Annotated in this window: 12 protein-coding genes and 1 pseudogene; 3 read left to right on the forward strand and 10 right to left on the reverse strand. The window is 65.7% G+C overall.

All coding sequences use genetic code 11. From position 1 onward, the window contains the following. The first annotated feature begins 2 nt into the window (after positions 1-2). Complete coding sequence (gene lipB / locus BLS61_RS17850) at positions 3-620, forward strand: lipoyl(octanoyl) transferase LipB (protein WP_090433148.1); 618 nt, start codon at positions 3-5, stop codon at positions 618-620. Positions 621-806: 186 nt separating this feature from the next. Here lipB and lipA read toward each other — a convergent pair whose 3' ends face one another. The 6 genes and pseudogenes from lipA to leuS form a co-directional block, all read right to left on the reverse strand. Then, entirely contained in the window at positions 807-1,859 is a 1,053-nt protein-coding gene (lipA, locus tag BLS61_RS17855; protein WP_090433066.1) for a lipoyl synthase, read from the reverse strand. Between the two features lie 130 nt (positions 1,860-1,989). Next, positions 1,990-3,246 carry a lytic murein transglycosylase gene (locus BLS61_RS17860; protein ID WP_090433068.1) on the reverse strand — a complete coding sequence of 419 codons (1,257 nt, stop codon included), beginning with the start codon at positions 3,244-3,246 and terminating at the stop codon, positions 1,990-1,992. 81 nt (positions 3,247-3,327) lie between these two features. Next, a pseudogene (gene arfA, locus BLS61_RS17865) lies at positions 3,328-3,474 on the reverse strand (alternative ribosome rescue factor ArfA); the annotation flags it as partial. A gap of 132 nt (positions 3,475-3,606) precedes the next feature. Next, positions 3,607-4,641 carry a DNA polymerase III subunit delta gene (gene holA / locus BLS61_RS17870; protein WP_090433072.1) on the reverse strand — a complete coding sequence of 345 codons (1,035 nt, stop codon included), beginning with the start codon at positions 4,639-4,641 and terminating at the stop codon, positions 3,607-3,609. Positions 4,642-4,695: 54 nt separating this feature from the next. Continuing rightward, positions 4,696-5,307, reverse strand: a complete 612-nt coding sequence (locus tag BLS61_RS17875; RefSeq protein WP_167358750.1) for an LPS-assembly lipoprotein LptE — start codon at positions 5,305-5,307, stop codon at positions 4,696-4,698. Between the two features lie 54 nt (positions 5,308-5,361). Beyond that, complete coding sequence (gene leuS, locus BLS61_RS17880; RefSeq protein ID WP_090433074.1) at positions 5,362-7,974, reverse strand: leucine--tRNA ligase; 2,613 nt, start codon at positions 7,972-7,974, stop codon at positions 5,362-5,364. 179 nt (positions 7,975-8,153) lie between these two features. Between leuS and BLS61_RS17885 the strand changes: the two genes are divergently transcribed. Continuing rightward, on the forward strand, positions 8,154-8,582 hold the full coding sequence (locus BLS61_RS17885) for a hypothetical protein (protein ID WP_090433076.1): 429 nt from the start codon (positions 8,154-8,156) through the stop codon (positions 8,580-8,582). A gap of 23 nt (positions 8,583-8,605) precedes the next feature. Beyond that, positions 8,606-9,376, forward strand: a complete 771-nt coding sequence (locus tag BLS61_RS17890; protein WP_090433078.1) for a YdcF family protein — start codon at positions 8,606-8,608, stop codon at positions 9,374-9,376. Between the two features lie 162 nt (positions 9,377-9,538). On the opposite strand, the gene lnt is transcribed toward BLS61_RS17890, so the two are convergent. The 4 genes from lnt to BLS61_RS17910 all read right to left on the reverse strand — a co-directional run bounded on the left by lnt (position 9,539) and on the right by BLS61_RS17910 (position 13,486). After that, positions 9,539-11,062: an apolipoprotein N-acyltransferase gene (gene lnt, locus BLS61_RS17895; protein WP_090433080.1), complete on the reverse strand. Its 1,524-nt coding sequence runs from the start codon at positions 11,060-11,062 to the stop codon at positions 9,539-9,541. Between the two features lie 113 nt (positions 11,063-11,175). Continuing rightward, positions 11,176-12,015 (reverse strand): CorC family transporter, encoded by an 840-nt coding sequence (locus BLS61_RS17900; RefSeq protein ID WP_090433082.1) that lies wholly within the window; start codon positions 12,013-12,015, stop codon positions 11,176-11,178. A 6-nt stretch (positions 12,016-12,021) separates the two neighbouring features. After that, complete coding sequence (ybeY, locus tag BLS61_RS17905) at positions 12,022-12,501, reverse strand: rRNA maturation RNase YbeY (protein WP_090433084.1); 480 nt, start codon at positions 12,499-12,501, stop codon at positions 12,022-12,024. After that, complete coding sequence (locus BLS61_RS17910) at positions 12,494-13,486, reverse strand: PhoH family protein (protein ID WP_090433152.1); 993 nt, start codon at positions 13,484-13,486, stop codon at positions 12,494-12,496. Before BLS61_RS17910 ends, ybeY begins: the two co-directional genes overlap by 8 nt. Positions 13,487-13,564 lie beyond the last annotated feature (78 nt).

Below are 13,564 nucleotides of genomic sequence, written 5' to 3' on the forward strand. Positions count from 1 at the left end.
CCATGCCCGAGCTCGTCGTCCGTCACCTGGGGCTGGTCGAGTATCAGCCCACGCTGGAAGCGATGCGTCAGTTGACGCGTGAGCGTGACGAGCAGACGCCGGACGAGATCTGGCTGCTGCAGCATCCCAGGGTGTTCACCCAGGGCCAGGCCGGCAAGGCCGAACACCTGCTGGCGCCGGGCGATATCCCGGTGGTGCAGGTCGAACGCGGCGGCCAGGTGACCTACCACGGCCCTGGCCAGCTGGTTGCCTACCTGATGCTCGATCTGCGTCGCCTCGATCTCGGCGTGCGCGAGCTGGTGACCGCCATGGAGCAGAGCCTGGTCGACCTGCTGGCCGGCTACGACATCGAGGCTGCGCCGAAGGCGGATGCGCCGGGTGTATATGTAGCAGGCGACAAGATTGCCTCGCTGGGCCTGCGGGTCAGCCGCGGCTGTTCCTTCCATGGCCTGGCGCTGAACGTCGACATGGACATGACGCCCTTCTCGCGCATCAATCCCTGCGGCTACGCGGGGCTGAAGATGGCGCAGATGCGCGATCTGCTCGCCACGCCGCCCTCGCTCGAGGAGGTGGCGCAGCGACTGGAACAGGCACTGCGCAATAGATTGGGATATTCCTAGGCGCCGAAAAATCTGGCTTGGAGCTCGTGGTGCGCACGGCGCACCCTACGACGGTGGCCCGGTCGAGGCATGCGTAGGGTGCGCTGTGCGCACCAATGAGGCCATTGAATTTCAGCGCCACGCATTGTTCTCAGCAACGAAAAAGGGACGCTTTGGCGTCCCTTTCGTTTGTCGTGAAGAGCGGGCTCAGTTGAGGTTCAGCGCCGGAATCAGGCTGGCATCGACTTCCTGGCCGGGCACCGGAACCGGGGCGGCCAGGCCCAGGTTGTTCTTCTCAAACACACGGTCGGCGCGGTAGCTGGAACGGACCAGCGGGCCGGCGGCGACTTCCATGAAGCCCTTCGCCAAGCCGATGTCACGCAGGCGGTTGAACTCCTCGGGGCTGACCCAGCGCTGCACCTTGAGATGGTTGCGCGTCGGCTGCAGGTACTGGCCGAGGGTGAGGATGTCCACGCCGATGGCGCGCAGGTCGTCCATGGTTTCGAGGATTTCCTCGTCGGTTTCGCCCAGGCCGAGCATCAGGCTGGTCTTGGTCAGCACGTCGGGGCGATGCTTCTTGGCGTGTTCGAGTACCTTGAGGGTCTTCTCGTAGCCGGCGCGCGGGTCGCGAACCACATGGGTCAGACGTTTGACCGTCTCGACGTTCTGCGCGAAGACTTCCAGACCGGAGTCGACGACGCGCTCGATGGCCTGGTGATCACCATCGAAATCCGGGGTCAGGGCCTCGACCACCACCTGCGGGGTGTTTTCCTTGATCGCGCGGACACAGGCGGCGTAATGAGCGGCGCCACCATCTTCCAGGTCGTCACGATCCACCGAGGTCAGCACGATATAACGCAGGGCCATCAGTTCCACCGACTTGGCAGTGTTCTGCGGCTCTTCCAGATCCAGCCAGCCATTCGGGTTGCCGGTATCCACGGCGCAGAAGCGGCAGGCGCGGGTGCATACGGAGCCCATCAGCATGATGGTGGCGGTGCCGTTGGACCAGCACTCGCCCATGTTCGGGCAATGCGATTCCTGGCACACGGTGCTCAGGCGGTGCTCGCCGACGTTGCGCTTGACCGCCTCGAAACGGCTGCCACCCGGGGCCTTGACCCGCAGCCATTTGGGCTTGGGCTCGAAGACCTGGGGCTCGGCCGAGGCGCGGCGCTTCTGACCATCCTTGATCGCGGTGATGCCTTGGGCAGTGCGGAATTTTTCGCCGCTGGCGACGGATTTGGGCGAGGGAGTGTCGGACATCGGAAATCTGGGCTCCGGTAGAGGCTCCGTGGGCAGGTGGCTTTTGGCCGCCCGCCAGTCTACCACAGAAGGTGTATGCAGACGCTGGGGCCGCCTGTCGACAACCCCATCGGCAAGGCGCCTCCCAGGCTCAGCGGGCGCGCAGCTGTTGCAGCAACTCGGTGTTGGGGTAGCCATCGGCCGGCCAGTTCAGCTGCAGCTGCAGGGCGCGGATGGCCTTGCGCGTATTGGCGCCGATGATGCCGTCGGCCGGGCCGGGGTCGAAGCCCGCCTGGGCCAGCCGCTCCTGCAGCTCGACGCGCTCGCTGCGGCCCAGTTGCCGCTCGCCTCGGGGCCACTGACCCTGGATTTCGCTGGGGCGCAGCAGGTTGTCGGCGAGCAGGCCGATGGCCAGCGCGTAGGAGGTGGAGTTGTTGTACTTGAGGATGCTGCGGAAGTTGTCCAGCAGCAGGAAGGCCGGGCCTTTGTGCCCGGCAGGCAGTTGCAGGCTGGCGCGGGCACTGGCGGCTGCTCCGGTGGGCGCCAGCGGGCGCACGCCGAGTTCGGCCCATTCGGCCAGCGTGCGGCGCTGGTCCGGGTCGGCCAGCGAATAATCGAAGCCGCTCGGCAGGCGCACTTCGAAGCCCCAGGGTTGGCCGCGCTGCCATCCCGATGCCTGCAGGTAGTGGGCGGCCGAAGCCAGTGCATCGGTCGAGGAGCCCCACAGGTCGCGCTTGCCGTCGCCGTCGAAGTCCACTGCATGCTGGTTGTAGGTAGTGGGCATGAACTGGGTCTGGCCCATGGCGCCGGCCCAGGAGCCGATCATGCGTTCGCTGGGCACATCGCCGTTCTGCAGGATCTGCAGCGCGGCCAGCAACTGCACGCGCCAGAAACCTTGGCGACGGCCGTCGTAGGCCAGGGTCGCAAGAGAGCGAATCACGCTATGACTGCCGATGTTGCTGCCGAAGTTGCTTTCCAGGCCCCAGATGGCCACCAGGATCGGAGCTTCCACGCCATATTGCCGTTCGATGCGCTGCAGCACGGCGTTATGCTGCGCCAGCAGTACCCGGCCACGGCCGATACGGCTGGAGGAGACGGCGCCGTCGAGATACTCCCACACCGGTCGGGTGAACTCGGGCTGGCTGCTGTCGGCCTTGAGCACTGCCGGGTCGGGGGTGACGCCGGCGAATACGCGATCGAACAGCGCGGCGTCGATGCCGGCGGCAATCGCCTCGCTGCGCAGTGCACGTCGCCAGTCGGCGAAACTGGCCAGCGGTTCTTCGGCTGGGGTCTGGGCGGTTGCCTGGGGGGCAACTGTGGGCAGGTTTTCCGCCGGGGCCTGGGCGCAGGCCGCCAGCAGCAGGACAGGAAGCAAAGCCAGGGCGCGACGGGGAAACTGGTGTGGCATGTCTATCTCAAGGCGTTTAAGCAGGCTGCTACCTTAGCATGCTCGCGCCGGATTCTGGGCTATCAGCGCAGCTAACCGGCCCATAAAGCAAGAAGCCTCCCAATTGTGGGAGGCTTCGCGGCGGTAGCTGCCTTTGCCTTTCTGCGGTCGTTCCTGGCGGGAGCGAAACAGGGGCTGGGCGATGATGGATTTGGCCTTGTTCGGCCGTTTGCCGGTTTTCTTGCTCATGGCGTTTCCTCATGCGAACTGGCCTGCGCCAATGCAGACGGCGCGGACTATGCGCCGCTGTTCAGAAAATGTCCAGACGGGGGCGTAGGGCGGGTGCAACCCGCCATCATCGGGTGGCGGGTTGCACCCGCCCTACGGAGAAAGACGCAGGCGCTGCCCGGCCAGTTGCAGGGTCAGCATGGCCAGTTCGCTCCAGGGATCGCCGGGTGCCTGGCCCTTTATCTGCGCGTCGATCAGTTGCGCCTGCTGCAGCAACTGGCCCCAGCGCTTGCTGCTGTGGCGCTGCAGGGCTTTGGAAACCAGCGGGCGGCGCTTGTCCCACACCGGCGGACGGGCGCTGGCGAAGGCCTTGTCCAGTGGCATGCCCTGGCTCTGCTGGTGGGCGATGCCGGCCAGCAGACGAATCTCGCGCGCCAGTGCCCAGAGGATCACCGGGGTTTCCACGCCTTCGCCGCGCAGCCCTTCGAGGACACGCAGGGCGTGCGCCGCGTCGCCGGCCAGGGCGCAGTCGATCAGGCCGAACACGTCGAAGCGGGCGCTGTCGGCCACGGCGGCCTGCACGGTTTCGGCATCCACCTGATTGCCTTCGGCGAGCAGCTTGAGCTTTTCCACTTCCTGGGCGGCGGCCAGCAGGTTGCCTTCGACGCGGGCAGCGATCATTTCCACCGCATCGGCGCTGGCGCTCAGGCCGGCCTGCGCCAGGCGCTGGCGAATCCATTGCGGCAGCTGGTTGGCGTCCACCGGCCAGATCTGGATGAACTGGCTCACCTGGCCGTCGATCAGCGCCTTGGCCCATTTGGATTTCTGCGTGCTGCCGTCGAGCTTGGGCAGGCTCAGCAGCAGCACGGTGTCCTCGGGCGGCCGAGACAGGTATTCGAGCAGCGCTGCGGTGCCCTTGTCGCCTGGCTTGCCGGAAGGCAGGCGCAGTTCCAGCAGACGCTTTTCGGCGAACAGCGAGAGGCTGGCGCCGGCCTGCAGCAGATTGCCCCAGTCGAAGTTGGCTTCGGCGTTGAACACCTGGCGTTCGCTGAAACCCTGCTGGCGGCAGGCGTTGCGGATGGCGTCAGCGGTTTCCTGACAGAGCAGCGGCTCGTCACCGCTGATCGCATAGACGGGTGCGAGCGCGCCTTGCAGGTGTTTGCCGAGTTGCGCGGGGGCGAGCTTCATCGAGGTGATGTCATGAGGCGAGTGGGCGAGGGCCGCAGAGGCGGCCCTGGTGCCTTACTGGATTGGCAGTTCGATCGGCGACTGCTGCGGCGCGACCTGGCTCTCGCGAGCACGACGAGCCGCTTCCAGTGCTTCGGCTTCTGCCCTGGCGCGGGCTTCGGCGGTCTGCTGCAACTGGTCGAGCTGGGCCGGGGTGATCTGCTGCAGGTTCTGCGTGAGCTGCTGGATCATCTCGCGGCGCAGTTCGCTGCGCAGCTGCGCGGCTTCCTGGTCGGAGCCGGCCAGGTTGTTGTCGTCCTGCTGGTAGTAGTTCTGCACTTCCACCTTGTTGCCGGTCAGCAGCAGGTTCTGCCCGCCACGGATTTCATAGTCCAGCGCCATGGTCAGCTCATACTCGGCGGTACGAGCGCCACTGCTGTAGCTGGCGCTGCGGCGGTTCTCGGTTTCGCGGGCGATCACCAGCTTGTAGGGCGCACCGGCGTAAACGCGCACGCCATTGTTCTCCAGCACTTCGCGCACCTGCTGCACGGTGTCGCCGTAGGCGTCGCGCGCGCTGACGTCCAGTTCCTTGAGGGCGAACTGCACGTCGCCGGTGCCGCGCAGCTGGAAGCCACAGGCGCTGAGCAGGCCGGCCAGGCCGATGACCAGCAGATTCCGTTTCATCATTCTCATATCCCCTTGGCGGATCACGGCGCCACGTATCGGTGGCGCCGAGCTTAATCAGTTGGCGACTATGTTGACCAGCTTGCCCGGCACCACGATGACCTTGCGGATGCTCAGGCCTTCGGTGAAGCGCAGCACGTTCTCGTTGGCGCGGGCGGCGGCCTCGACTTCTTCGCGGGAAGCGGAGGCCGGTACTTCGATCTGCCCGCGCAGCTTGCCGTTGACCTGCACCACCAGGGTCAGGCTGTCCTGCACCAGGGCCGATTCGTCGACCTGCGGCCATTGCGCGTCGATCACTGCATCGCTGTGACCCAGGCGCTGCCACAGCTCGTGGCTGATGTGCGGGGTGATCGGCGCCAGCAGCAGGGTGACGATCTCCAGGCCTTCGTGCACCAGCGCGCGGTCCTGTTCGGTTGCGGTGGCGGCCTTTTCCAGCACGTTCATCAGCGTCATCACCTGGGCGACGGCGGTGTTGAACTTGTGGTGCTGGCCGATATCGTTGCTGGCCTGCTTGATCGCCAGGTGAATGGCGCGGCGCACGGCCTTCTGCTCGTCGCTGAGGCTGGTGATATCCAGCTTGCCCGGCAGGCCGGCGCTGACGTGAGCGTGAGCCAGACGCCAGACGCGACGCAGGAAGCGATTGGCGCCCTCGACGCCGGCATCCGACCATTCGCAGCTCTGATCGGGCGGCGAGGCGAACATCATGAACAGGCGGCAGGTGTCGGCGCCGTACTGATCGATCATGTCCTGCGGGTCGACGCCGTTGTTCTTCGACTTGGACATCTTCTCGGTGCCGCCGATCTCCACCGGCAGACCGTCGCTCTTCAGCTTGGCGCCGATGACCTTGGCCTTGGCATCACGCTCGACCTCGACGTCGGCCGGGTTGAACCAGTCCTTGCCGCCGTTTTCCAGGGTGCGGTAGTAGGTCTCGGCAACCACCATGCCCTGGGTCAGCAGATTCTTGAACGGCTCATTCGATGACACCAAACCTTCGTCGCGCATCAGCTTGTGGAAGAAGCGCGCGTACAACAGGTGCAGGATGGCGTGCTCGATGCCGCCGATGTACTGATCCACCGGCAGCCAGTGGTTGGCCGCTTGCGGGTCGACCATGCCGCCCTCGTAGTTCGGGCTGGCGTAGCGGGCGAAGTACCAGGACGACTCCACGAAGGTGTCCATGGTGTCGGTTTCGCGCTTGGCCGGGGCGCCGCATTTCGGGCAGCTGCACTCGTAGAACTCGGGCATCTTCGCCAGCGGGCTGCCTGCGCCGTCCGGCACCACGTCTTCGGGCAGCACCACCGGCAGCTGGTCTTCCGGCACCGGTACGTCGCCGCAGCTTTCGCAGTGGATGATCGGGATCGGGCAGCCCCAGTAGCGCTGGCGGCTGATGCCCCAGTCGCGCAGGCGGAACTGGGTCTTGCGCGCGCCGTGCGCGCTGGCTTCCAGGTCGCCGACGATGGCGTCGAAGGCGGCGCTGAAATCCAGACCGTCGTACTTGCCGGAGTTGATGGTGGTCAGGCCGGCCTTGTCGCCGTACCAGTCCTGCCAGGTGCTGGTGTCGTAGTCCTTGCCTTCGCCGGTGTATACCTGCTTGATCGGCAGGTCGTACTTGCCCGCGAATTCGAAGTCACGCTCGTCATGCGCCGGCACGGCCATCACCGCGCCTTCGCCGTAGCCCCAGAGCACGTAGTTGGCGACAAAGACCGGCAGCTTGTCGCCGGTCAGCGGATGAATGACGAACTGGCCGGTGGCCAGGCCTTTCTTCTCCATGGTGGCCATGTCGGCCTCGGCCACGGAGCCGGCCTTGCACTCGGCGATAAAGGCAGCGATGGCCGGATTGGATTCGGCAGCGCGCTGGGCCAGCGGATGTTCGGCGGCCACGGCGACGTAGGTGGCACCCATCAGGGTGTCGGGGCGAGTGGAGTAGACCTTCAGCTGACCATCGATGCCGATGCTGGCGACGTCGTAGTCGAACACGATGTCGGCACCGAAACTCTTGCCGATCCAGTTGCGCTGCATGGTCTTGACCTGCTCGGGCCAGCCATCCAGCTCGTCCAGGCTGCTCAGCAGCTCATCGGCATAGGCGGTGATCTTGAAGTAGTACATCGGGATTTCGCGCTTCTCGATCAGCGCGCCCGAACGCCAGCCCCGGCCGTCGATGACCTGCTCGTTGGCCAGTACGGTCTGGTCCACCGGGTCCCAGTTGACGGTGCCGTTCTTGCGGTAGATCACGCCCTTCTCGAACAGGCGGGTGAACAGCCACTGTTCCCAGCGGTAGTAGTCCGGCTTGCAGGTGGTGACTTCGCGCGTCCAGTCGATGGCCAGGCCCAGCGATTTGAGCTGGGACTTCATGTAGGCGATGTTCTCGTAGGTCCACTTGGCCGGCGCCACCTGGTTCTTCATCGCGGCGTTTTCCGCCGGCATGCCGAAGGCGTCCCAGCCCATCGGCTGCAGCACGTTCTTGCCCTGCATGCGCTGGTAGCGGGCAATCACGTCACCGATGGTGTAGTTGCGCACGTGCCCCATGTGTAGCTTGCCGCTGGGGTAGGGGAACATCGACAGGCAGTAGAAGGTGTCCTTGCCGGGCTGTTCGCTGACGACGAAGGATTTCTGCGCGTCCCAGTGGGACTGCGCGGCGGCTTCTATTTCACGGGGCGAGTACTGTTCGTGCATGGCTCTGGCGCTGAAGGAATGGGGCTTTTCGGAAAACGTCGTAGCATACATGAGCGCCGTCTGCCGAGGGAAACCCAGATTGCGCCGCGTCCGCCGTTTGTCGCGGCGTCCGGCTGCTTGCAGGGCCTTCGCTAAGCTTTATGCAAGGGCCGCGAATCTCGGGCCTTGCGAGGTGTTGCATGGTGGATGCACGGCAGGCGGAACGAGGCGGTGGGCTGTACGAGCGGCTCTTGCAGCGGCTCGCCCTGGCGCTGGAGGAAGCCGACACGGCCAGCCGCCTGCATGCCGTGCCGCTGCGCGAGCTGGAGCTCGATGGTCTCAGCCCGGCCGAGCTGGAACTGATCCGCGCCTACCTCAATCGTGACCTTCACTGGCTGCGTGGCTGGCATGCAGCGGCCGAGGAGCTGGCGCTGATCCAGCGTCAGCCCATGCGCAGCGCCAAGGCCGCTGGCGGCAGACCAGCGAGCAAGTTCAAGCCGCTGATGAAACGGCGCCAGGCCCTGTGCTGCGCACTCTGCGGTACGCCGGTGAGCTGGCATCGGGGGCAGGATGCTCAGGCCTGCCAGGCCTGTGGCTCCAAGTTGTTTCGTAGCGGCAATCCTCGTTAGGCTTGGGCACCCTGGAGGTGCCCATGCCGATTCGCTTCACCCTCAAACAGCTGTTGATGCCGCCCGGCGTGCTCCTGCTGCTCATCCTGCTCGCCTGGTGGCTGCGCCGACGCTTTCCTCGTCTGGCGGCCGTTTGCTTCGTCGCTGGGGTGGGCGGCCTCTGGCTGATGAGCCTTCCGGCCGTGGTGGAGTGGAGCGCGCGGCAGCTGGAGAGCGAGCCGGCATTGGCTGAGGCGCAGTGGGCGGGCCTGGCTCAGCGCGCCGATGCCATCGTGATTCTGGGAGCAGGGCGCGAGCAGGGCGATCCGGGCTGGGGGCATGTCGATCAGCCTGGGTTGATGGCCCTTGAGCGCCTGCGTTATGCAGCGCGACTGGCACGCGCCTCCGGTCTGCCGCTGGCCGCCACTGGCGGCCTGCACTACGGCCAGCCGCCCAGCGAGGCGGCGCTGATGGCCGATGTCATGCAGCGCGACTACGGGCTCACAATCCGCTGGCTGGAGGAGCAGAGCCGCACCACCTGGGAGAATGCCCAGCTGAGCGCCGAGCTGCTGCAGGCGCAGGGTGTGCGGCGCGTGGTGCTGGTGACCCAGGCCTGGCATATGCCGCGGGCGCGCTGGTGTTTCGAGCAGGCCGGCTTCGAGGTGATCACGGCGCCCATGGGCTTTCTCAGCGCTGGCTACCAGCGCCCGCTGGGCGGCTGGCTACCGGAGTCCCGGGCCATCTGGCAGAACAGCCAGCTGCTCAACGAGGCGCTGGGCCTGTGGTTTTATCCTCTGGCCTATGGGCAGCGTTAAGCGATAAGCCAAAAGCTGCAAGAAGGAGCCGCGGCGATCCGTGCGGCAGGGAAGTAGGGTGCGCCGTGCGCACCAGCGCTCCAGGCCAATCCACGCCCTGAAACGGAAGTGCGCTCCTCCGGTGCGCAAGGTGCACCCTAGGAACTGCAGGCGGCGTAGCGGCTAAAGCGTCTTGGCCATACGACTGGCCAGCAGCGCCCAGCCCAGCAGCAGGGCGCAGAGAATCGCCAGCGGCCAGATGCGCCATTGCAGGTAGGGCGTCAGCCCCTGCATCGGCAGCACTTCGCCGTAGAGCACGCCTTGCTCGAACTGCGGCAGTGCCGTCTGGATCCTGCCCTGCGGGTCGATCACCACGGTCATGCCGTTGTTGGTGGCGCGGATCATCCAGCGCCCGGCCTCCAGCGCGCGCATCTGCGCCATCTGCAGGTGTTGCAGGGGGCCGATGGAGGTGCCGAACCAGGCGTCGTTGCTCACCGTCAGCAGGATGTCGCTGTCCGCCGCCAGCGCCGCGGCGAATTCCGGGTAGACCACCTCGTAGCAGATGAACGGCGCAATGCGATACCCCTTGGCCAGTAGCGGCGGCTGGTCGGCCGGGCCGCGGGCGAAGTCGGACATCGGCAGGTCGAAGAAGGCGATCAATCCGCGCAGCACTTCCTGCAGCGGCACGTACTCACCAAAGGGCACCAGTTTCTGCTTGAGATAGGTGCCCTGGCCTTCGCCGAAGCTGGTGATGGCGTTGTAGTAACGAATCTCGCCGCGCTCGTTGGACTGCCGCACCGGCACGCCGGTGATCAGTGCACTGTTGCGGTCACGGGCAAAGCGGTCCATCACGCCGATATAGCCCTGGGCCAGGTCCTTGAGCACCGGAATGGCGGTCTCCGGCCAGACCAGCAGGTCGACCTGCTTGGCGCTGAAGCTGAGGTCGCGATACAGCGCCAGTTGCGCGTTGAGCTGGGCCGGGTCCCATTTCAGGTTCTGTTCGACATTGCCCTGCACCAGGGCGACGCTCAGGCTGCCGCCTGCTGCGCGGGTCCATTCGTGGCCCTTCAGCGCCAGGCCTGCAAGCCAGGGGGCCAGCAGCAGGAGCAGGGCGCAGATGTAGCGCGGTTTGTGCGCACGCAGACGCTCCAGATTGATGATCAGCGCGGCCGACAGGGCGATGACGAAGGAGGCCAGCCAGACCCCGCCGACCGGCACCAGACCACTCAGCGGGCCTTCGAGCTGGCTGTAGCCGGCGTAGAGCCAGGGAAAACCGGTAAGGAACCAGCCGCGAAACACCTCCTGCACCACCCACAGCGCAGCGAACGCCAGGGCGTCGGCCAGCGGCGCTTCACTGCGGCGTATCCAACGCGCCCAGAGCGCGGCGGTCAGGGCGAAGAACAGGCCCAGTCCGGCGACGAAGCCCAGGGTGAGAATGCCTGCCAGCGCCGGCGAGGCGGCGCCATAGTCATGGATGCTGACATACACCCAGCTGGTGCCGGCGGCGAACAGGCCGAAGCCGTAGCTCCAGCCGCGCAGCGCCGCCTGGCCCGGACGCAGTTCGCGCAGGCCGAGATAGAACAGGGCAATGGACAGCACGGCCAGCGGCCACAGGTCGAAGGGGGCGAGCGCCAGGGTGGTCAGGGCGCCTGCGCCGCAGGCGAGCAGGTGGCCGGGCCAGCCCGGACGAGTGATCCATTGCAGCATGGGGTGATCCTTGGAAGCGGAGTGGCGCAAGGGTAGGGGCAGGCAGTGGCAGGCGGCAAGTGGTAGCCCGGATGCAATCCGGGGAGGCGCGCCAGCCATCCCCGGATACTCCGTCAGCGGTTGACCGGAGTCAGGCGCAGCAGGTGGATGCGGCGGCTGTCGGCGTTGAGCACGCGGAAGCGGAATTCGCCGATCTCGGTGACTTCGTTGCGCTTGGGCAGGTGGCCGAAGGCGTTCATCACCAGGCCGCCGACGGTGTCGTATTCGTCGTCGGAAAACTCGCTGTCGAAGGTCTCGTTGAAGCTGTCGATGGGCGTCAGCGCCTTGATCAGGTAGTCGCCGGAGGGCAGCGGCTTGATGTAGCCGTCTTCCTCGACATCGTGCTCGTCTTCGATGTCGCCGACGATCTGTTCCAGCACGTCCTCGATGGTCACCAGACCGGCGACGCCGCCGTATTCGTCGATCACCACGGCCATGTGGTTGTGGTTGGCGCGGAACTCGCGCAGCAGGACGTTGAGGCGCTTGGACTCGGGCACGAAGGTGGCCGGGCGCAGCAGGTCCTTGATGTTGAAGTTGGGCTGCTCGCCCTGCAGGATCAGCGGCAGCAGATCCTTGGCCAGGAGAATGCCGATGACGTCGTCGAGGCTCTCGCCGACTACCGGGTAGCGCGAGTGGGCGGCATCGATGATGGCGGGCAGGAATTCGCGCGGACTCTGGTTGGCCTTGATGCTGATCATCTGCGAGCGCGGCACCATGATGTCGCGTACCTGCAGGTCGGCGACCTGGATGGCGCCTTCGACGATGGCCAGCGCTTCGCTGTCGAGCAGCTTGTTCTGGTGGGCTTCGCGCAGGACTTCCAGCAGTTCCTGGCGGTTTCTCGGCTCATGAGCAAAAGCCTGGGTCAGCTTGTTGAACCAGGACTTCTGCTCGTTGCTCGATCGGTCTTCGCTCATGGCGTTTTACTCGGGGTCCTTTTCATTAGGAGGTTCGTCGCCGGCATAGGGGTCGGGGTGACCCAGCTCGGCGAGCAATTGTCGTTCCAGTTCTTCCATCTCGAGGGCTTCGTCTTCCTCGATATGGTCATAGCCCAGCAGGTGCAGGCAGCCGTGGATCACCAGATGCGCCCAGTGCGCTTCCAGCGTTTTGCCCTGCTCGGCCGCTTCGCGCTCGACCACCGGCCCGCAGATCACCAGGTCGCCCAGCAGCGGGATGTCGAGAATCCCTTCGGGAATCTCGGCGGGGAAGGACAGGACGTTGGTGGCGTAGTCCTTGTGCCGCCAGGTGTGGTTCAGCTCGCGGCCCTCGGCCTCGTCGACCAGCCGGATGGTCAGCTCCGAATCGGCCGTGCGCTGGCGCAGCGCCAGTTCGCACCAGCGGCGCAGTTGCGCCTCGTCCGGGTGCTGGCCGTCAGTGGCCAGTTGCAGGTCCAGTTCAAGCATCGTTGCCGTCGCCCTTGCCATTCAGGCGCGCGTCGTGGCGCTCGTAGGCTTCGACGATGCGCTGCACCAGCGGGTGGCGCACGACGTCCTTGGGCTTGAAGTGGGTGAAGCTGATGCCGGGCACATCGCGCAGTACTTCGATGACGTGCGCCAGGCCGCTCTTGGTGCCGCGTGGCAGGTCGACCTGGGTGATGTCGCCGGTGATCACGGCGGTGGAGCCGAAACCGATACGGGTGAGGAACATCTTCATCTGCTCGACGGTGGTGTTCTGACTCTCGTCGAGAATGATGAAGCTGTTGTTAAGCGTACGACCGCGCATGTAGGCCAGCGGCGCGATCTCGATCACCTGCTTCTCGATCAGCTTGGCCACGTGATCGAAGCCGAGCATTTCATAGAGTGCGTCATACAGCGGGCGCAGGTAAGGGTCGATCTTTTGCGCCAGGTCACCGGGCAGGAAGCCCAGCTTCTCGCCAGCTTCCACCGCCGGGCGCACCAGCAGGATGCGCCGCACCTGCTCGCGCTCCAGCGCATCGACGGCGCAGGCCACGGCCAGGTAGGTCTTGCCGGTGCCGGCCGGGCCGATGCCGAAGTTGATGTCGTTGTCGAGGATGGCCTTGACGTAACGCTGCTGGTTGGCGCCGCGCGGCTTGATCACGCCTTTGCGCGTGCGCAGGGTCACCTGCGGCACGTTGCTGGGGTTGACCAGCTCCTCGACGCCGGACTCCTGCAGGTACAGGTGCACCAGGTCAGGCGACAGCTCGGTGGCTTTGGTTTCGCGGTACAGCTTGCGCAGCAGGGTCTCGGCGGCCTGGGTCTTGTCGGCGCTGCCGAGCATCTCGAACTGGTTGCCGCGGTTGCGGATTTCCAGACCGAGGCGCTCTTCGATCAGGCGCAGGTGCTCGTCGAACTGGCCGCAGAGGTTGGCGAAACGGCGGGCCTCGAAAGGTTCGAGGGTGAAGCGATGAGGTTCTAGAGAGGCTTTCAAGGTGATGGTGTGATCGTCACTTGTCTGGGTAGTGAAAGGCAGCATAACGCCGGTCGCCCACAACGCAAAGTGTGGGCG

This window comes from Ectopseudomonas guguanensis, assembly GCF_900104265.1.
Classification (GTDB): domain Bacteria; phylum Pseudomonadota; class Gammaproteobacteria; order Pseudomonadales; family Pseudomonadaceae; genus Aquipseudomonas; species Aquipseudomonas guguanensis.